General features: G+C 62.9%; 13 protein-coding genes, 2 tRNA genes and 2 rRNA genes. 10 read left to right on the top strand and 7 right to left on the bottom strand.

Features of this window, described 5'->3' with window-relative positions; translation table 11 throughout:
• Positions 1–87: 87 nt before the first annotated feature.
• The 5 genes from ACWMMN_RS01410 to ACWMMN_RS01390 form a co-directional block, all read right to left on the bottom strand.
• A 23S ribosomal RNA gene (locus tag ACWMMN_RS01410) occupies positions 88–2969 on the bottom strand.
• Positions 2970–3255: 286 nt separating this feature from the next.
• Positions 3256–3331 (bottom strand) — tRNA-Ala (locus ACWMMN_RS01405).
• Between the two features lie 38 nt (positions 3332–3369).
• Positions 3370–3446: transfer RNA gene (locus ACWMMN_RS01400), tRNA-Ile, on the bottom strand.
• 63 nt (positions 3447–3509) lie between these two features.
• Positions 3510–5042 (bottom strand): 16S ribosomal RNA (locus ACWMMN_RS01395).
• The 16S and 23S rRNA genes sit together here with 2 tRNA genes alongside, the layout of an rRNA operon.
• Positions 5043–5608: 566 nt before the next feature.
• Positions 5609–6874, bottom strand: coding sequence for an SGNH/GDSL hydrolase family protein (locus tag ACWMMN_RS01390; RefSeq protein ID WP_486422921.1), 1266 nt, complete (start codon positions 6872–6874; stop codon positions 5609–5611).
• A gap of 199 nt (positions 6875–7073) precedes the next feature.
• Here ACWMMN_RS01390 and paaA point away from each other — a divergent pair, with 199 nt between their 5' ends.
• From paaA to ACWMMN_RS01350, 8 genes are all read left to right on the top strand, one after another.
• Positions 7074–8072, top strand: coding sequence for a 1,2-phenylacetyl-CoA epoxidase subunit PaaA (gene paaA / locus ACWMMN_RS01385; RefSeq protein WP_059232625.1), 999 nt, complete (start codon positions 7074–7076; stop codon positions 8070–8072).
• 36 nt (positions 8073–8108) lie between these two features.
• Positions 8109–8393: a 1,2-phenylacetyl-CoA epoxidase subunit PaaB gene (gene paaB, locus ACWMMN_RS01380; protein ID WP_034188015.1), complete on the top strand. Its 285-nt coding sequence runs from the start codon at positions 8109–8111 to the stop codon at positions 8391–8393.
• A gap of 10 nt (positions 8394–8403) precedes the next feature.
• Entirely contained in the window at positions 8404–9207 is an 804-nt protein-coding gene (paaC, locus tag ACWMMN_RS01375; protein WP_059232626.1) for a 1,2-phenylacetyl-CoA epoxidase subunit PaaC, read from the top strand.
• 25 nt (positions 9208–9232) lie between these two features.
• Complete coding sequence (gene paaD / locus ACWMMN_RS01370) at positions 9233–9796, top strand: 1,2-phenylacetyl-CoA epoxidase subunit PaaD (protein WP_174994513.1); 564 nt, start codon at positions 9233–9235, stop codon at positions 9794–9796.
• A 2-nt stretch (positions 9797–9798) separates the two neighbouring features.
• Positions 9799–10887, top strand: coding sequence for a 1,2-phenylacetyl-CoA epoxidase subunit PaaE (gene paaE, locus ACWMMN_RS01365; RefSeq protein ID WP_059232628.1), 1089 nt, complete (start codon positions 9799–9801; stop codon positions 10885–10887).
• Between the two features lie 128 nt (positions 10888–11015).
• A complete protein-coding gene (locus ACWMMN_RS01360; protein ID WP_059232629.1) occupies positions 11016–11840 on the top strand; it encodes a DUF1835 domain-containing protein in 825 nt (274 codons plus the stop codon).
• Between the two features lie 16 nt (positions 11841–11856).
• Complete coding sequence (locus ACWMMN_RS01355; RefSeq protein WP_006482923.1) at positions 11857–12462, top strand: TetR/AcrR family transcriptional regulator; 606 nt, start codon at positions 11857–11859, stop codon at positions 12460–12462.
• A 234-nt stretch (positions 12463–12696) separates the two neighbouring features.
• The gene (locus tag ACWMMN_RS01350) at positions 12697–13344 is read left to right on the top strand and encodes a GNAT family N-acetyltransferase (RefSeq protein WP_486422920.1); all 648 of its coding nucleotides are present in this window, start codon (positions 12697–12699) and stop codon (positions 13342–13344) included.
• 56 nt (positions 13345–13400) lie between these two features.
• Here ACWMMN_RS01350 and ACWMMN_RS01345 read toward each other — a convergent pair whose 3' ends face one another.
• Positions 13401–13925: an Lrp/AsnC family transcriptional regulator gene (locus ACWMMN_RS01345; protein WP_059528294.1), complete on the bottom strand. Its 525-nt coding sequence runs from the start codon at positions 13923–13925 to the stop codon at positions 13401–13403.
• 203 nt (positions 13926–14128) lie between these two features.
• Between ACWMMN_RS01345 and hppD the strand changes: the two genes are divergently transcribed.
• Positions 14129–15226 (top strand): 4-hydroxyphenylpyruvate dioxygenase, encoded by a 1098-nt coding sequence (hppD, locus tag ACWMMN_RS01340; RefSeq protein ID WP_059232632.1) that lies wholly within the window; start codon positions 14129–14131, stop codon positions 15224–15226.
• A gap of 133 nt (positions 15227–15359) precedes the next feature.
• On the opposite strand, the gene ACWMMN_RS01335 is transcribed toward hppD, so the two are convergent.
• Complete coding sequence (locus tag ACWMMN_RS01335; RefSeq protein ID WP_256085471.1) at positions 15360–15554, bottom strand: hypothetical protein; 195 nt, start codon at positions 15552–15554, stop codon at positions 15360–15362.
• Positions 15555–15884: 330 nt separating this feature from the next.
• On the opposite strand from ACWMMN_RS01335, the gene ACWMMN_RS01330 reads away from it, so the two are divergent.
• The gene (locus ACWMMN_RS01330) at positions 15885–19475 is read left to right on the top strand and encodes an indolepyruvate ferredoxin oxidoreductase family protein (protein WP_486422919.1); all 3591 of its coding nucleotides are present in this window, start codon (positions 15885–15887) and stop codon (positions 19473–19475) included.
• Positions 19476–19600 lie beyond the last annotated feature (125 nt).

The following is a 19600-nucleotide window of genomic DNA, read 5'->3' as shown; positions in this document are numbered from 1 at the left end:
GTGTGTATCACACACGAGAATCCAACCAGTCTCTCGGATGGCTGCACGTGCATCGCACGGCGCTCATCTACAAGGCAGACTTGTTATAGGATCAAGCCTTACGGGCAATTAGTATCAGTTAGCTGAACGCATTACTGCGCTTACACACCTGACCTATCAACGTCCTGGTCTCGAACGACCCTTCAAGGGGATCTAGTCCCCAGGGATATCTCATCTTAAGGCGAGTTTCCCGCTTAGATGCTTTCAGCGGTTATCTCTTCCGAACATAGCTACCCGGCGATGCCACTGGCGTGACAACCGGTACACCAGAGGTTCGTCCACTCCGGTCCTCTCGTACTAGGAGCAGCCCCCTTCAAATATCCAACGCCCACGGCAGATAGGGACCAAACTGTCTCACGACGTTTTAAACCCAGCTCACGTACCTCTTTAAATGGCGAACAGCCATACCCTTGGGACCGGCTACAGCCCCAGGATGAGATGAGCCGACATCGAGGTGCCAAACACCGCCGTCGATATGAACTCTTGGGCGGTATCAGCCTGTTATCCCCAGAGTACCTTTTATCCGTTGAGCGATGGCCCTTCCATACAGAACCACCGGATCACTATGACCTGCTTTCGCACCTGCTCGACTTGTCGGTCTCGCAGTTAAGCACGCTTATGCCATTGCACTATCAGCACGATTTCCGACCGTACCTAGCGTACCTTCGTACTCCTCCGTTACGCTTTGGGAGGAGACCGCCCCAGTCAAACTGCCTACCATGCACTGTCCCCGACCCGGATCACGGGCCAAGGTTAGAACCTCAAACAAACCAGGGTGGTATTTCAAGGACGGCTCCACCGAAACTAGCGTTCCGGTTTCATAGCCTCCCACCTATCCTACACAGATCGGTTCAAAGTCCAATGCAAAGCTACAGTAAAGGTTCATGGGGTCTTTCCGTCTAGCCGCGGGTAGATTGCATCATCACAAACACTTCAACTTCGCTGAGTCTCGGGAGGAGACAGTGTGGCCATCGTTACGCCATTCGTGCAGGTCGGAACTTACCCGACAAGGAATTTCGCTACCTTAGGACCGTTATAGTTACGGCCGCCGTTTACCGGGACTTCAATCAAGAGCTTGCACCCCATCATTTAATCTTCCGGCACCGGGCAGGCGTCACACCCTATACGTCCACTTTCGTGTTTGCAGAGTGCTGTGTTTTTATTAAACAGTCGCAGCCACCAGTTTATTGCAACCCCTTCACCCTCTGCCCGCAGGGGCATCAAGCTACAAGGGCGTACCTTATCCCGAAGTTACGGTACCAATTTGCCGAGTTCCTTCTCCCGAGTTCTCTCAAGCGCCTTAGAATACTCATCTCGCCCACCTGTGTCGGTTTGCGGTACGGTCATCGTTAGACTGAAGCTTAGAGGCTTTTCTTGGAACCACTTCCAATTGCTTCGCTCCCTAAGGAGCTCGCGCCACACCCTTGAATTCCGCGCCCGGATTTGCCTAAGCGCCTTCTCCAATGCAGCGACCGGGACTTCCAACACCCGGACAACCTTCCGCGATCCGTCCCCCCATCGCATCTAACAATGGTGCAGGAATATTGACCTGCTTCCCATCAGCTACGCATTTCTGCCTCGCCTTAGGGGCCGACTCACCCTACGCCGATGAACGTTGCGTAGGAAACCTTGGGCTTACGGCGAGGGGGCCTTTCACCCCCTTTATCGCTACTCATGTCAGCATTCGCACTTCCGATACCTCCAGCACGCTTTTCAACGCACCTTCGCAGGCTTACGGAACGCTCTCCTACCATGCGTGCAAAGCACGCATCCGCAGCTTCGGTATATAGCTTAGCCCCGTTACATCTTCCGCGCAGGACGACTCGATCAGTGAGCTATTACGCTTTCTTTAAAGGGTGGCTGCTTCTAAGCCAACCTCCTGACTGTTTTAGCCTTCCCACTTCGTTTCCCACTTAGCTATATTTGGGGACCTTAGCTGGCGGTCTGGGTTGTTTCCCTCTTGACACCGGACGTTAGCACCCGATGTCTGTCTCCCGTGATTGCACTCTTCGGTATTCGGAGTTTGCTATGGCGGGGTAATCTGCAATAGACCCCCCAACCATGACAGTGCTCTACCCCCGAAGGTGAGACACGAGGCACTACCTAAATAGTTTTCGGAGAGAACCAGCTATTTCCAAGTTTGTTTAGCCTTTCACCCCTATCCACAGCTCATCCCCTAACTTTTCAACGTTAGTGGGTTCGGACCTCCAGTACGTGTTACCGCACCTTCATCCTGGCCATGGATAGATCACTTGGTTTCGGGTCTACGCCCAGCAACTGAACGCCCTATTCGGACTCGCTTTCGCTACGCCTGCCCTATACGGTTAAGCTTGCTACTGAACGTAAGTCGCTGACCCATTATACAAAAGGTACGCCGTCACCCCTTACGAGGCTCCGACTGTTTGTATGCATGCGGTTTCAGGATCTATTTCACTCCCCTCCCGGGGTTCTTTTCGCCTTTCCCTCACGGTACTGGTTCACTATCGGTCGATCACGAGTATTTAGCCTTGGAGGATGGTCCCCCCATCTTCAGACAGGATTTCACGTGTCCCGCCCTACTTGTCGCACACCTAGTTCTTTCATACTGTTTTCGCCTACGGGGCTATCACCCGCTATGGCCGCACTTTCCAGAGCGTTCGGCTAACAATACAAATAAAGAGTGCAAGGCTCATCCCATTTCGCTCGCCACTACTTTGGGAATCTCGGTTGATTTCTTTTCCTGCGGTTACTTAGATGTTTCAGTTCACCGCGTTCGCTTCACATGGCCTATGTATTCAGCCATGGATACTCCAAAAGGAGTGGGTTTCCCCATTCGGACATCTACGGATCAAAGCTCGTTTGCCAGCTCCCCGTAGCTTTTCGCAGGCTACCGCGTCCTTCATCGCCTGTGATCGCCAAGGCATCCACCACATGCACTTGTTCGCTTGACCCTATAACGAGTCTGTCTCGTCGACAGTCGCTACAGGTTGAGTTCTCGCATTTGTGCCGTATTCCAATTGAGTCAAACATAGAGTTCGAATCATCTTGAGATACATCGATACAATCACAACCCGGATAGTTTTCACGTCCATCTCAAGACGCTTCCGCTATCCAAATTACTTACTTCTTCCAGATTGTTAAAGAACGACAGCCGATATCTATTGATATCCTCTGACTGGCTCAATCGCCAATGCAAAGCGCTCGCTGAATTTTCAGCAAACTCTTAGCATTGAGGATTGGTGGAGGCAGACGGGATCGAACCGACGACCCCCTGCTTGCAAAGCAGGTGCTCTCCCAGCTGAGCTATGCCCCCATGAGTACAGATTTCCTCAGGTACCTACCGCCAGACAATGGTGGGTCTGGTTGGATTCGAACCAACGACCCCCGCCTTATCAAGACGGTGCTCTAACCGACTGAGCTACAGACCCCTGAGTCTGTCTTTAAATTTACAGCCGATAAGCGTGAGCGCTCAACTTTGCGAGAAGCTCTAGAAAGGAGGTGATCCAGCCGCACCTTCCGATACGGCTACCTTGTTACGACTTCACCCCAGTCATGAATCCTACCGTGGTGACCGTCCTCCTTGCGGTTAGACTAGCCACTTCTGGTAAAACCCACTCCCATGGTGTGACGGGCGGTGTGTACAAGACCCGGGAACGTATTCACCGCGGCATGCTGATCCGCGATTACTAGCGATTCCAGCTTCATGCACTCGAGTTGCAGAGTGCAATCCGGACTACGATCGGTTTTCTGGGATTAGCTCCCCCTCGCGGGTTGGCAACCCTCTGTTCCGACCATTGTATGACGTGTGAAGCCCTACCCATAAGGGCCATGAGGACTTGACGTCATCCCCACCTTCCTCCGGTTTGTCACCGGCAGTCTCCTTAGAGTGCTCTTGCGTAGCAACTAAGGACAAGGGTTGCGCTCGTTGCGGGACTTAACCCAACATCTCACGACACGAGCTGACGACAGCCATGCAGCACCTGTGCGCCGGTTCTCTTTCGAGCACTCCCACCTCTCAGCAGGATTCCGACCATGTCAAGGGTAGGTAAGGTTTTTCGCGTTGCATCGAATTAATCCACATCATCCACCGCTTGTGCGGGTCCCCGTCAATTCCTTTGAGTTTTAATCTTGCGACCGTACTCCCCAGGCGGTCAACTTCACGCGTTAGCTACGTTACTAAGGAAATGAATCCCCAACAACTAGTTGACATCGTTTAGGGCGTGGACTACCAGGGTATCTAATCCTGTTTGCTCCCCACGCTTTCGTGCATGAGCGTCAGTATTGGCCCAGGGGGCTGCCTTCGCCATCGGTATTCCTCCACATCTCTACGCATTTCACTGCTACACGTGGAATTCTACCCCCCTCTGCCATACTCTAGCCTGCCAGTCACCAATGCAGTTCCCAGGTTGAGCCCGGGGATTTCACATCGGTCTTAGCAAACCGCCTGCGCACGCTTTACGCCCAGTAATTCCGATTAACGCTCGCACCCTACGTATTACCGCGGCTGCTGGCACGTAGTTAGCCGGTGCTTATTCTTCCGGTACCGTCATCCCCCGACCGTATTAGGGCCAAGGATTTCTTTCCGGACAAAAGTGCTTTACAACCCGAAGGCCTTCTTCACACACGCGGCATTGCTGGATCAGGCTTTCGCCCATTGTCCAAAATTCCCCACTGCTGCCTCCCGTAGGAGTCTGGGCCGTGTCTCAGTCCCAGTGTGGCTGGTCGTCCTCTCAGACCAGCTACTGATCGTCGCCTTGGTAGGCCTTTACCCCACCAACTAGCTAATCAGCCATCGGCCAACCCTATAGCGCGAGGCCCGAAGGTCCCCCGCTTTCATCCGTAGATCGTATGCGGTATTAATCCGGCTTTCGCCGGGCTATCCCCCACTACAGGACATGTTCCGATGTATTACTCACCCGTTCGCCACTCGCCACCAGGTGCAAGCACCCGTGCTGCCGTTCGACTTGCATGTGTAAGGCATGCCGCCAGCGTTCAATCTGAGCCAGGATCAAACTCTTCAGTTTAAACCTGTTACTGTTTTCGGTTCGGTTAAGAACCGGTCGCTCACTCAAAGCTGACAGGAATATGAATCACTTCATAAACCTGACTTACTTTAGTGTGAGACTCTTGATACTTTCGCTATCTGATCCGAGGATCAGCTCGCTTCCATCAAGCGCCCACACTTATCGGCTGTTAATTTTTAAAGAGCATTTCTGCGAGGAACTTCGTGTTTCCCGGCAGCGCTGCGTTTTCAGCAGCAGAGAAGCGAGATTATGAACCGTGTTTCGCAGCTCGTCAACAACTCTTTTACTACATCGTTGCGACTGCGGGGCTCAACTTCCTGCACCGCCGAGGCCGCTACCACCGGACCTCAACAGCACCGCTTCCCTTCCCTCCCGCGCCGCGTTTCCGTTAGCGCGAAAGAGGCGTGATTCTAAGCATCTGCCCCGATCTACGCAAGCCCCTTTGTGAAGAAATTTGAAAAAGCCCCCGTGCGCTGCCGCGCACGGGGGCTTGGGGCTCGGCGGGCCGCGTGACGCCACTGACCTCCTCGCCGCCGGCAACACTTCCCTCTATATATAGAGGCGTGTCACTTGCCGCCCACGGCAGCCTGCAGTTGCTCGACCGGCACCGCGTCGGCCATCGCCGCGTAGCCGGCGTCGCTCGGGTGAATGCCGTCGCCGCTATCGTATCGGCGCTGCAGCACGCTCGGGCGAGCCGGATCGCGCAGCATCGCATCGAAGTCGACCACACCATCGAACCCGCCACCGCTCCGGATCCACCGGTTCACCTCGAGCCGGATCGCCTCGCGGCCGGCCGGCAACGCAGCCGGCGTGAGCGTCGCACCGAAGACCTTCACGCCCTGGCGGTGCGCCGCCTCGATCAACCGGCGATAGCCGTCGATCAGCGACGCAGCCGTGACTTGCGTATGCGGGTGGTCGCAATCGAGCCCCGCGCGCGGCGGCATCGCCGCGAAGTTGATGTCGTTGATCCCGATCAGCACGACCGCCGCCTTCACGCCCGCACGCGACAGCGCATCGCGCTCGAACCGCGACGCCAGCGACGTGCCGTAGCACGCGGAATCGCTGAGCAGCCGGTTCCCGCTGATACCCAGATTCACGACGCCGATCGAACCGGCGCCCGACGTCGCCAGCCGGCGCGCGAGCGCGTCAGGCCAGCGGCGGTTCCGGTTCACGCTGGAGCGCAGGCCGTCGGTGATCGAATCGCCGATCGCGGCGACACTGGCGCGCGCGGGGCCCGCCTCGACCGCCAGCTCGGTCACCCAGGCATATTGGGTAAAACGGGTACGGAACGCAGCCGGCCCCGGATCGCTCACGTGATCGCCCGGCGCCGACACGTAGTTGAACTGGTTCGACACGCGGTGCCAGACCGTCATCCGCTGGTTCGGCCCCATCTGGAGGCTGATCGCATACGGCTGCGCGGACGTCACGTCGATGGCCACCGGATCGCTTTCGAGCTCCTGCCCTGCCGCGAGCGTCACCGACGACTTGCCGCCGAACCGGACCGGCACGGCCGCGCCGCCGGCGAGCGCCGCACCCTCACCGGCGCGCGCGAGGCTCGCCGCCTCGACGACCAGCGGCGCGCGGCCGTATGCATTGCTGACGCGAATCCGCGCGGCGCGGCCCGACACCGTCGGATAGACGATCTGGCGCACCGTCCGCCCGGCCACGTCAGGTGCGCGGTAAAGCGGCGGCGGCGCAGCAAGGTCGGGAATCGGCTGCAGCGCCGTTGCCCACGCGGCAACCCATCCGGCCGGCGCGGCCGACGCAGCAAGCGGCGACACGAAAACGACCGCACCCAGCACGGCCGCGGCGAAACTGCTTCGGAATGACATCGGCAAAATCCTCATCGGAAAGCGGGCATTGTGCCGCAGAAGACGCGAGACTCACGTGCGGGACCACGCTGGCCCCGCTCGATCGCGCCCCGACATCTCTCGTTTACCCGAGCCTCACTGCAAATCCGCAAGAAATTTATTAACCGACCGGTCGGTTGGTTTATACTTCGCACACATTCAACCGGACGAGAACCTCGCCATGTACACGCAATCCCTCGACATCCCCGGCAACGTCGCGCCGCTCGACGCCGCAGCCGAGTCGCCCGAGCAGGCGCGGTTCGACGCGGTGATGGCGGCCGACGGCAAGATCGAACCGCAGGACTGGATGCCCGACGCGTACCGCAAGACGCTGGTGCGCCAGATCTCGCAGCACGCCCATTCGGAAATCGTCGGCATGCTGCCGGAAGGCAACTGGATCTCGCGCGCGCCGAGCCTGAAGCGCAAGGCGATCCTGCTCGCGAAGGTCCAGGACGAAGCCGGCCACGGCCTCTATCTGTACAGCGCAGCCGAAACGCTCGGCGTGTCGCGCGATTCGCTGATCGACGCGCTGCATGCCGGCAAGGCGAAATACTCGAGCATCTTCAACTACCCGACGCCGACCTGGGCCGACGTCGGCGTGATCGGCTGGCTCGTCGACGGCGCCGCGATCATGAACCAGATTCCGCTGTGCCGCTGCACGTACGGCCCGTACGCACGCGCGATGATCCGCGTGTGCAAGGAAGAGTCGTTCCACCAGCGCCAGGGTTTCGACGCGCTGCTGTCGATGATGAAAGGCAGCGATGCGCAGCGCGCGATGGTCCAGCAGGCCGTGGACCGCTGGTGGTGGCCGGTGCTGATGATGTTCGGCCCGAGCGACGCCGATTCGGTCCACAGCAGCCAGTCCGCGAAATGGGGCATCAAGCGGATCTCGAACGACGACCTGCGCCAGAAATTCGTCGACGCGACGGTCGACCAGGCGAAGGTGCTCGGCGTGACGCTGCCCGACCCCGACCTGAAATGGAACGAAGCGCGCGGCCATCACGACTACGGCACGATCGACTGGGACGAATTCTGGCGCGTGGTCAACGGCGACGGCCCGTGCAACAAGGAACGCCTCGCGACCCGCGTGAAAGCGCACGACGACGGCGCATGGGTGCGCGAAGCCGCGCTCGCGCACGAAGCGAAGCGCCAGGCCCGCGCCGAACAGCACGCCGCCTGAGCGGCAAGACTCGAATTCAGGAATCAGGAGAAAGCGATGAACAAGGAATGGCCGATCTGGGAAGTGTTCGTGCGCAGCAAGCAGGGCCTCGACCACAAGCATTGCGGCAGCCTGCACGCCGCCGACGCGACGATGGCGCTGCGCATGGCGCGCGACGTCTACACGCGCCGCCAGGAAGGCGTGAGCATCTGGGTGGTGCCGTCGTCGGCGATCACCGCGTCGGACCCGAACGAGAAGGCCGAACTGTTCGAACCGGCGGGCGACAAGATCTACCGTCACCCGACGTTCTACACGCTGCCCGACGAAGTCAACCACATGTAATGCCCGCGCCATGACGATCACGCCCGAACACCTCTCCTACGTGCTGCGCCTCGCGGACAACGCGCTGATCCTCGGTCAGCGCAACGCCGAATGGTGCGGCCACGGCCCGATCCTCGAGGAAGACATCGCGCTCACCAACATGAGCCTCGACCTCATCGGCCAGGCGCGCATGCTGTACACGCACGCGGCCGACCTCGAGCGCCAGCTCAACGGCGCGACGAAGACCGAGGACGACTACGCGTACTTCCGTACCGAGCGCGAATTCGCGAACTTCACGCTTGCCGAGCTGCCGCACTACGGCCCGGTCGCCGGCACCGCGCACGCCGACAAGGACTACGCGGTCACGATCGTGCGCAACTTCCTGTACGCAGCGCTGATGCTGCACGTGTGGAGCGCGCTGGAAACGTCGACCGACACGCAGCTCGCCGCGATCGCCGCGAAGTCGGTGAAGGAAACCCGCTATCACGTGCAGCACGCTCGCGAATGGCTCGTGCGCCTCGGCGATGGCACCGACGCATCGCACCGCCGTGCGCAGGACGCGCTCGACTACCTGATGCCGTACACGCGCGAATTCTTCGCGGCCGATGCGATCGACGACGCGATCGCCGCGCCGGGCATCGGCCCGGCGCCGGCCGCGCTCGAAGCCGCGTGGCGCGCGGACGTGGACGATGCGCTCGCCGAGGCGACGCTCACGCCGCCGGCACCCGTGAAGCACGTGACGACCGGCAAGCAGGGCGAGCACTCGGAGCACATGGGCTACCTGCTTGCGGAAATGCAGAGCCTCGCGCGCCAGCATCCCGGCGCGACCTGGTAACCGGCCCACGCCACGGAGCCCGACGATGTCCGTCCAGACCGCTGCCCCTGCCCACGCCGAATCCGCGGTGCGCCACGACGATCCGCTGCTCGCCCGCGCGTGGGACGTGCTGGAAGCCGTGCCCGATCCGGAGATCCCGGTCGTGTCGATCCGCGAGCTCGGCATCCTGCGCGATGTCCGCCGCGCGGACGACGGCCAGCTCGAAGTCGTCATCACGCCGACCTACTCAGGCTGCCCGGCCATGTCGCAGATCGCGGAGGACATCGCCGCCGCGCTGCAGGCCGCCGACCTGCCGCCGCACCGGATCGAAACGGTGCTCGCGCCCGCGTGGACGACCGACTGGATCACGCAGGAAGCGCGCGACAAGTTGCGTGCGTACGGTATCGCGCCGCCGGTCGGCCAGTGCGGCAGCGCCGCGCCGCGGGAAAACGTCGTGCGTTTCGTGCCGCGGCCGGTCGCGGCGCCCACCTGCCCACGCTGCGGCTCCGCCCGCACCGAGCGTCTCGCGCAATTCGCGTCCACGGCCTGCAAGGCACTGTATCGCTGCGTCGACTGCCGCGAACCCTTCGACTACTTCAAACCTTATTGACCATGGCGACCCCGCAATTTCACCCGCTGCGTATCCGCGACGTGCGACCCGAGACCGCCGACGCCGTTACCGTCTCCTTCGACGTGCCGCCCGAGCTGCGCGACGCGTACCGCTTCACGCAAGGCCAGTTCGTCACGCTGAAGACCCATATCGACGGCGAGGAAACGCGCCGCTCGTATTCGATCTGCGTCGGCACGACGGACTACGACCGTGACGGCGAACTGCGCATCGGCATCAAGCGCGTGCGCGGCGGCCGCTTCTCGAACTTCGCGTTCGACTCGCTGAAGCCCGGCCACACGATCGACGTGATGACGCCGGACGGCCGCTTCTTCACGCACCTGAACGCCGACCACGGCAAGCAGTACGTCGCGTTTTCGGGCGGCTCGGGGATCACGCCGGTGCTCGCGATCGTGAAGACGACGCTCGAGCTCGAGCCGCGCAGCACGTTCACGCTGATCTACGGGAACCGCAGCGTCGACGCGATCATGTTCGCGGAGGAGCTCGAGGACCTGAAGAACCGCTACATGAACCGCTTCGTCCTGTATCACGTGCTGTCGGACGACCTGCAGGACGTCGAGTTGTTCAACGGCGTGCTCGACCAGGCGAAATGCGCGGAATTCCTCGACACGCTGACGCCGGCCGACGCGATCGACGAAGCGTTCATCTGCGGCCCGGCGCCGATGATGGACGCGGCCGAAGCCGCACTGAAGGCAGCCGGCGTGCCGCCGGCGAAGGTGCATGTCGAGCGTTTCGGCACGCCGCTGCCGCAAGCCGGCACGCCGGTCGTCGAAATCACCGACCAGACACCGGCCGCGGACCTCGAAATCGTGCTCGACGGCAAGAAGCGCAAGCTGCGCCTGCCGTATGAAGGCGTGAGCCTGCTCGATGTCGGCCTGCGCGCGGGCCTCGCGCTGCCGTACGCGTGCAAGGGCGGCGTGTGCTGCACGTGCCGCGCGAAGGTGATCGAAGGCGAAGTGCGGATGGAGAAGAACTACACGCTCGAGGAGCACGAAGTGAAGGACGGTTTCGTGCTCACGTGCCAGTGCCACCCGATCAGCGACAAGGTCGTCGTGAGCTACGACGAGCGTTGAGCGGCATCGCGTCGCGGCGCCGGACGGTTTCTCGCCGTCACACATCTCGCTTACACTAGGGGCCGCCGGCCGGCTGGACGTCGCAACGTCCGCCCGGCCGGCGGTTTTCTTTTGTTGACGACAGGCCGATGAGTACCATTCATGTGATTCAGGGCGGCACCGCCGCCGCGTCGCTGCGCGAAGCCCTTGCGCAAGCCGGACGCGACGAGCACGTCGTCGGATTGCTCGACGATCTCGGCGTCGGGCCGCTCAAGGGCGCCGACGAGACGCCCGATACGCGCGCCGCCTTCTGGCAGCACGTGCTCGGCGACCAGATCCCCGACTGGAACGCGGAAATAGAAGGCGAGTTCGCGCGTCTCGACCAGCTCGCGATGGATACGGGCCAGGTGGTCGTGTGGCACGCGCCGAGCGTCGGCGACAAGCTGCTGCTGCGCCGCGTCGCCTATCACCTGCGCAACGTGCCGCAGCGCCTGAACGAGGTGCGGCTGTCGGCCGCCGACCTCGACACCGCGCAGCGCGCGTCGCTGTCGCGCACCGACCAGGCCTGCTCGACCGGGATGTTCTCGCCCGCGGAACTGGCGCGCAAGCGGCCGGTGGCCGCGCCGATCTCGGTACTGCGCATCGGCCGCCTCGCGCTCGAATGGCAGGAGGCGAAACACCTGAACGCCGAATTGCGTTATTGGGTCAGCAACACGATCAAGAGCGGCCATTTCGCCGATCTCGACGCGCTGATCGTCGCGCGCGCGGAAACCGACTGGCTGCCCGCGCGGCGCCTCGTCGGCAGCATCATGGCCGCCGCCGATCGCGGCGGGCTGTTCGTCAGCGATTCGATCGCCTGGTGGCGCTGCCGCGAACTCGCGGCCGCCGGCCGGCTCGAGCTGCAGGACGACACCCCCGACGCCCTTTCCTCCACGCAGGTGCGCGCGGCCCGCGCGGCCACCACGCACCGCTAATCTTCCGCATTCGACCATGGCCCGTACCCGAGCGCCCGATCACGAATCCCAACGCGAACAGATCCTCGATCTGGCCGCCGAGAAATTCGCGCAGACGAGCTACCCGAGCACGTCGATGTCCGATCTCGCGACCGCGAGCGGCACGTCGAAGGCACGCCTCTATCACTACTACGAGAGCAAGGAAGCGATCCTGTTCGACCTGCTCGACCGCTACACGAAACGGCTGATGCTGATCATCGCCGAGGTCGAAGGCGCGAGCCAGCGGCGCGGCCTCAGCGAGCGCGACGCGTTCGCCGAGCTCGTGCGCGCGTTCCTCGCCGAGTACGAGACGTCGCACAGCCGTCATGTCGCGCTGCTCAACGACGTGAAGTATCTCGAGGATGCTCAGCGCGAAATCGTGCTCGACCGCCAGCGCGACATCGTCGCGGCGTTCACGCGGCAGCTCGCCCGCGCGTACCCGGACCGCATCTCGAAGGAAAACCAGACATCGGTGACGATGATGGTGTTCGGGATGATCAACTGGACCTTCACGTGGCTGAAGCCGGGCGGCCGTCTCGGCTACCGCGACTTCGCCGAGCAGGTGATCGACCTGATCGAGCGCGGGCTGTCGACGGCAGCCTGATTGCCGCGCAGCAGCATGCGTTGCGCGACGGGCACACTGCGACCGCCCGCCGCGCATTTCATATGATGAATTTTAAATCTGTTAAAAATCAAATAGATAGTCTTATAATTAAGCAGATTTAGAATTCACCCTCAACGCGAGATACGGGTTTTCCCCAATCCGAGGGGCCGCAGTCGGGTAAAATGCTGTTGCATTGCACAACCCGCTGTACGGTCACACATTGAGGAACCCACGATGAACACGCAATTCAACGGCACTGCCGATGTCGTCGGCAACGCCGGTAGTGCGCCGGTTCTCGTCAGGGAACTGGCTTCCAAAGACCGTGAGCAGATGCTCACCCACTTTCTCTCGCTCGACGAAGAGGACCGCCTGCTGCGCTTCGGCCAGATGGTGCCTGACCACGTGGTCGAGAACTACGTCCGCACGATCGACTTCGGTCGCGACACCGTGTTCGGCGTGTTCGACCACGACCTCGAACTGATCGGCGTCGGCCACCTGGCCTACCTGCCGGCCGAGGGCGACAAGCGTACGGCCGAATTCGGCGTGTCGGTGCTCGAAAGCGCGCGCGGCCGCGGCGTCGGCTCGAAGCTGTTCGAGCGCGCAGCGATCCGCAGCCGCAACACGCGCGTGACGATGCTGTACATGCATTGCCTGTCGCGCAACGCGACGATGATGCACATCGCGAAGAAATCCGGGATGCGGATCGAGTACGCGTACGGCGAAGCCGATGCGTACCTGTCGCTGCCACCGGCCGACCACTCGACGATCATCGCCGAGATGTTGCAGGAACAGGCCGCGGTGTTCGACTACGCGATGAAGCGCCAGACGCGCCGCACGACGAAGTTCATCGAATCGCTGATGCCTGCCGCGCTGACGGTGTAACATCGGCCAGCCGGGCCGCGCCAGTGGCGCGCCCGGCCCCTGCCTTCCCCTCCACGCTAGCGCACCGAGCGAATCGGCAGCGCCGTCGTCTCCTTGAAGCATTCCAGCGAGAAGCTCGTCTTCACGTCGATCACCGACGGGTGATGCAGCAGGTGCTCCTGCACGAAGCGGGAGAAATGCGCCATGTCCTCGACCTGCACGCGCAGCAGGTAATCCATGTCCCCCGTCATCGCGTGACACGCGACCACTTCCGGCCAGGTCTGCACGGCCGCGCGGAACAGCTCTGCATGGGTCGCGCCCGCGCGCGCCGACGTCTCGTCGACCCGCACCGGCGCGAGGCCGCCGCGCTTTTCGAGCCGCACGCTCACGTACGCGAGCAGGTCGAGCCCGAGTTTCTGCGGGTTCAGCAGCGCGACATAGCCGGTGATCACGCCGATCTCCTCGAGCCGCCGGATCCGCCGCAGGCACGGGCTCGGCGACAGGTTCACGCGCTCGGCGATCTCCTGGTTCGACAGGCGCCCGTTCTCCTGAAGAATCGCGAGAATTCGCCGGTCGATGGCATCCAATTCGGCTTGCGCCATCTTCTGCCCTCCAATAATTATTTCAAGACTGGAAATTGCGCCATCGTAGGGGCTGGCGATTAAATTCGCAAATTTCCGCTCGCGGCCGCCCGCTACACTCTGTCGCATGTATCGACTCGCTGCGCACGCGCGGCCGTCGACATCGAACCAGGTCGGGCAGGCGCACGTCGCCCCGGCCGATCGCCCCGCACAGGAGACACGACATGCAGATCCCCAACTGGGACAACCCCGTCGGCACCGACGGCTTCGAATTCATCGAATACACGGCACCGGACCCGAAAGCGCTCGGACAACTGTTCGAACGGATGGGTTTCACCGCGATCGCACGTCACCGCCACAAGGACGTGACGGTGTACCGCCAGGGCGACATCAACTTCATCATCAACGCCGAACCCGATTCGTTCGCGCAACGCTTCGCGCGCCTGCATGGCCCGTCGATCTGCGCGATCGCGTTCCGCGTGCAGGATGCCGCGAAGGCGTACCGGCGCGCGCTCGACCTCGGCGCGTGGGGCTTCGACAACAAGACGGGCCCGATGGAGCTGAACATCCCGGCAATCAAGGGCATCGGCGATTCGCTGATCTATTTCGTCGACCGCTGGCGCGGCAAGAACGGCGCGCAGCCGGGCGCGATCGGCGACATCAGCATCTATGACGTCGACTTCGAGCCGATCGCCGGCGCGAACCCGAACCCGGTCGGCCACGGCCTGACGTACATCGACCACCTGACGCACAACGTGCATCGCGGCCGCATGCAGGAATGGGCCGAGTTCTACGAACGCCTGTTCAACTTCCGCGAAGTGCGCTACTTCGACATCGAAGGCAAGGTGACGGGCGTGAAGTCGAAGGCGATGACGTCGCCGTGCGGCAAGATCCGCATCCCGATCAACGAGGAAGGCTCGGAAACGGCCGGCCAGATCCAGGAATACCTCGACGCGTATCACGGCGAAGGCATCCAGCACATCGCGCTCGGCGCGAGCGACATCTACCGGGCGGTCGACGGCCTGCGCGGCAAGGAAGTGAAGCTGCTCGACACGATCGACACGTATTACGAGCTGGTCGACCGCCGCGTGCCGAACCACGGCGAATCGCTGGACGAGCTGAAGAAGCGCAAGATTCTGATCGACGGCGCGCAGGACGACCTGCTGCTGCAGATCTTCACCGAGAACCAGATCGGGCCGATCTTCTTCGAGATCATCCAGCGCAAGGGCAACCAGGGCTTCGGCGAAGGCAACTTCAAGGCACTGTTCGAATCGATCGAACTCGACCAGATCCGCCGCGGCGTCGTGCAGGACAAGGCCTGACGCATCCGGCCAGCGGCCGCCGCGGGCAACCGGGCCGGCCGCATCATCCGTGCGGTACAACGAAAAAGGGCGGGAATCCGAGGATTCCCGCCCTTTTTTCATTCCGGCGCGGCCTGCTGGCCGCGCGACCGGATCAACGCGCGTTCGCCTTCGACGCGGCGGGCCGCACGGCCGACGGCTGCGCGACGGCGTCCTGGGCCGGCACGATCTGACGCATCTGCGCGCCGGCTGCCGCCAGTGCGCTCGCACCTTGCGCGCGCACCGGGCCGGTCATCGCGAAAAACGCGGCGGACACGATCAGAAAACTCTGGATATGACGTGTGTTCATTGCACCTCCTGTAAAACTGCCGGCGCCTCCCCGATTGCGTCGAAACGAACCAACGCGACCGGGCACCTCCGGCAGGCCGACAAGATTAACGGCAATTGCCCGCAGATGGACGCGGCTTTACATGCTTTTACATGATGTAACGCATCATCACGCCCTGTTTTCTGGTGCGCCGCCGCAATTTGACCCGGATTCCAACCGATGGGCGGCGGGTTTGCCCCAGTGCTACCATCGCTTAAAACCGGCGAATATGCCGGCCACTGCCGACGCGTCCACAAGACGCCCGAAGCAGTCGAGTTTTGGTGATCCCAAACTGGGTGGAGGAGACAGTTAATGAATGCCCCGCTAGACGCAGGCCAACGCGCGTCGCTAGAAGCCGCGCTGAAGTCCGTCACGCTAGATGACAAATACACACTGGAACGCGGTCGCGCGTACATGAGCGGCATCCAGGCCCTCGTGCGCCTGCCGATGCTCCAGCAGGAACGCGACCGCGCCGCCGGTCTCAATACGGCCGGTTTCATCTCCGGCTACCGCGGCTCGCCGCTCGGCGGCCTCGATCTGTCGCTCTGGAAGGCCAAGCAGCACCTGGCCGCCCACCAGATCGTCTTCCAGCCCGGTCTCAACGAAGATCTCGCCGCCACCGCCGTGTGGGGCTCGCAGCAGGTGAACCTGTATCCCGGCGCGAAGCACGACGGCGTGTTCGGCATGTGGTACGGCAAGGGCCCGGGCGTCGACCGCACCGGCGACGTCTTCAAGCACGCGAACTCGGCCGGCTCGTCGCAGCACGGCGGCGTGCTGGTGCTCGCCGGCGACGACCACGCGGCGAAATCGTCGACCCTCGCGCACCAGTCCGAACACATCTTCAAGGCCTGCGGGCTGCCCGTGCTGTTCCCGTCCAACGTGCAGGAATATCTCGATTTCGGCCTGCACGGCTGGGCGATGAGCCGTTATTCGGGCCTGTGGGTCGCGCTCAAGTGCGTGACGGACGTCGTCGAATCGTCGGCGTCGGTCGACATCGACCCGCATCGCACCGAGATCGTGCTGCCGACCGACTTCATCGTGCCGGAAGGCGGGCTGAACATCCGCTGGCCCGACCCGCCGCTCGTGCAGGAAGCGCGGCTGCTCGACTACAAGTGGTACGCGGCGCTCGCCTATGTGCGCGCGAACAAGCTCGACCGGATCGAGATCGATTCGCCGAACGCGCGCTTCGGGATCATGACGGGCGGCAAGGCGTACCTCGACGTGCGCCAGGCGCTGACCGACCTCGGCCTCGACGACGAAACCTGCGCGCGGATCGGCATCCGGCTCTACAAGGTCGGCTGCGTGTGGCCGCTCGAAGCGCAGGGCGCGCAGGCATTTGCGCGCGGCCTCGACGAAATCCTGGTCGTCGAGGAAAAGCGCCAGATCCTCGAATACGCGATCAAGGAAGAGCTGTACAACTGGCCGGACGGCCAGCGGCCGCGCGTGTTCGGCAAGTTCGACGAGAAAGACGGTGCCGGCGGCGAATGGTCGGTGCCGATGGGCAACTGGCTGCTGCCCGCGCACTACGAACTGTCGCCCGCGATCATCGCGAAGGCGATCGCGACGCGCCTCGAGAAGTTCGAGCTGCCGTCCGACGTGCGCGCGCGCATCGCCGCGCGGCTCGCGGTGATCAACGCGAAGGAAATGGCGCTCGCGAAGCCGCACGTGCAGACCGAGCGCAAGCCGTGGTTCTGCTCGGGCTGCCCGCACAACACGTCGACCAACGTACCGGAAGGCTCGCGCGCGATCGCCGGCATTGGCTGCCACTACATGACCGTGTGGATGGACCGCAGCACGAGCACCTTCAGCCAGATGGGCGGCGAAGGCGTGCCGTGGATCGGCCAGGCGCCGTTCACGGACGAGAAGCACGTGTTCGCGAACCTCGGCGACGGCACCTACTTCCACTCGGGCCTGCTGGCCGTGCGCGCGGCGATTTCGTCGAAGGCGAACATCACCTACAAGATTCTCTACAACGACGCCGTCGCGATGACGGGCGGCCAGCCGGTCGACGGCGTGCTGACGGTGCCGCAGATCACGCACCAGCTCGCGTCCGAAGGCGCGAAGAAGATCGTGATCGTCACCGACGAGCCGGAGAAGTACGACAGCCAGAAAGCGCTGCTCGCGCCGGGCGTGACGATCCATCACCGCGACCAGCTCGACGACGTGCAGCGCGAGCTGCGCGAGATCGAAGGCACGACGATCCTGATCTACGACCAGACCTGCGCAACCGAGAAGCGTCGCCGCCGCAAACGCGGCACGTATCCGGATCCGGCCAAGCGCGTCGTGATCAACGACGCGGTGTGCGAAGGCTGCGGCGACTGCTCGGTGCAATCGAACTGCCTGTCGGTCGAGCCGCTGGAAACCGAATTCGGCACGAAGCGCCAGATCAACCAGTCGAGCTGCAACAAGGACTTCTCGTGCGTGAAGGGCTTCTGCCCGAGCTTCGTCACGGTCGAGGGCGGCCAGCTGAAGAAGCCGAAGGCCGTGTCGGTCGACGGCAACGCGCTGCCGCCGATGCCGGAACCGACGCTGCCGGACATCGACCGCGCGTACGGCGTGCTCGTCACCGGCGTCGGCGGCACGGGCGTCGTCACGATCGGCGCGCTGCTCGGGATGGCCGCGCACCTGGAAAACAAGGGCGTGACCGTGCTCGACGTCACCGGCCTCGCGCAGAAAGGCGGCGCGGTGATGAGCCACGTGCAGATCTCGCACGCGCCGACCGACATCCATGCGACGCGGATCGCGATGGGCGAAGCCGACCTCGTGATCGGCTGCGACGCGCTCGTTACGGCAGGCGACGAGTGCACGTCGCGGATGCGGCACGACACGACGCGCGTGGTCGTCAACAGCGCGCAGACGCCGACCGCCGAGTTCATCAAGAACCCGAACTGGGCGTTCCCGGGTCTGTCCGCGGAGAACGACATCCGCGCGGCAGCGGGCGTTGCCGTCGACTTCATCGACGCGAACCGATTCGCGGTCGCGCTGCTCGGCGACGCGATCTACACGAACCCGTTCGTGCTCGGCTACGCGTGGCAGAAAGGCTGGCTGCCGCTCACGCTCGCGTCGCTCGAACGCGCGATCGAGCTGAATGCGGTGTCGGTCGAGAAGAACCGCGCGGCGTTCGACTGGGGCCGCCGCGCCGCGTACGACCTGGCCAGCGTGAAGCAGGCCGCGGCCGGCGACGCACGCCCCGCGCAAGGCGCGACGGTAATCGCGCTGCACACGAAGAAGGCGGTCGACGCGTTGATCGCGAAGCGCGTGGAATTCCTCACTGCGTACCAGAACGCCGCGTACGCATCGCGCTATGCGGCGTTCGTCGACAAGGTGCGCGCCGCCGAGCGCGCGCTGGCGGACGGCGATACGGTGCAGGAGCAACTGACCGAAGCGGTCGCGCGCAACCTGTTCAAGCTGATGGCGTACAAGGACGAATACGAGGTCGCGCGGCTGCAGTCCGACCCCGCGTTCCTCGCGCGCCTGACCGCGCAGTTCGAAGGCGACTGGAAGCTGAAATTCCACCTCGCACCGCCGCTGTTCGCGAAAACGGACGCCCACGGCCATCTCGTGAAGAAGGCGTACGGCCCGTGGATGATGTCGGCGTTCCGGCTGCTCGCGAAGGCGAAGTTCCTGCGCGGCACCGGGCTCGACCCGTTCGGCCGCACCGAGGAGCGTCGCACCGAGCGCGCACTGATCGGCGAGTACGAAGCGCTGATCGGCGAGGTGATGGCCAAGCTGAACGCGGCCAACCGCCCGCTCGCGCTCGAGCTCGCGGCGCTGCCGGACGGCATTCGCGGCTACGGCCACGTGAAGGAGAACAACCTGCGCGCGGTACGCCTGAAGTGGGACACGCTGCTCGCGAAGTGGCGTTCCCCGGCGGGCGGCCAGTCGCACCAGCAGGTCGCGTAACGGTACGCGGCGGGCGAGGCGTTCGCGGCCAGGACGCCCCGCCCGCGCCGCCCGTTACGATTCGTGCGAAAAAAAACGCCACGGAACGCAGGTTCCGTGGCGTTTTTCATTGCGCCGCGCCTTGA

The organism is Burkholderia cepacia complex sp. TUM26381 (assembly GCF_057439935.1).
This window is presented reverse-complemented; position numbering and strand designations above follow the sequence as displayed.

What these genes read in the sequence shown, in the direction of transcription:
- ACWMMN_RS01345 (WP_059528294.1), bottom strand. Translation starts at nt 13,925, where the DNA reads ATGGCGCAAGCCGAATTGGATGCCATCGACCGGCGAATTCTCGCGATT.
- ACWMMN_RS01350 (WP_486422920.1), top strand. Translation starts at nt 12,697, where the DNA reads ATGAACACGCAATTCAACGGCACTGCCGATGTCGTCGGCAACGCCGGT.
- paaD (WP_174994513.1), top strand. Translation starts at nt 9,233, where the DNA reads ATGTCCGTCCAGACCGCTGCCCCTGCCCACGCCGAATCCGCGGTGCGC.
- hppD (WP_059232632.1), top strand. Translation starts at nt 14,129, where the DNA reads ATGCAGATCCCCAACTGGGACAACCCCGTCGGCACCGACGGCTTCGAA.
- paaB (WP_034188015.1), top strand. Translation starts at nt 8,109, where the DNA reads ATGAACAAGGAATGGCCGATCTGGGAAGTGTTCGTGCGCAGCAAGCAG.
- ACWMMN_RS01355 (WP_006482923.1), top strand. Translation starts at nt 11,857, where the DNA reads ATGGCCCGTACCCGAGCGCCCGATCACGAATCCCAACGCGAACAGATC.
- paaE (WP_059232628.1), top strand. Translation starts at nt 9,799, where the DNA reads ATGGCGACCCCGCAATTTCACCCGCTGCGTATCCGCGACGTGCGACCC.
- ACWMMN_RS01360 (WP_059232629.1), top strand. Translation starts at nt 11,016, where the DNA reads ATGAGTACCATTCATGTGATTCAGGGCGGCACCGCCGCCGCGTCGCTG.
- ACWMMN_RS01390 (WP_486422921.1), bottom strand. Translation starts at nt 6,874, where the DNA reads ATGTCATTCCGAAGCAGTTTCGCCGCGGCCGTGCTGGGTGCGGTCGTT.
- paaC (WP_059232626.1), top strand. Translation starts at nt 8,404, where the DNA reads ATGACGATCACGCCCGAACACCTCTCCTACGTGCTGCGCCTCGCGGAC.
- ACWMMN_RS01330 (WP_486422919.1), top strand. Translation starts at nt 15,885, where the DNA reads ATGAATGCCCCGCTAGACGCAGGCCAACGCGCGTCGCTAGAAGCCGCG.
- ACWMMN_RS01335 (WP_256085471.1), bottom strand. Translation starts at nt 15,554, where the DNA reads ATGAACACACGTCATATCCAGAGTTTTCTGATCGTGTCCGCCGCGTTT.
- paaA (WP_059232625.1), top strand. Translation starts at nt 7,074, where the DNA reads ATGTACACGCAATCCCTCGACATCCCCGGCAACGTCGCGCCGCTCGAC.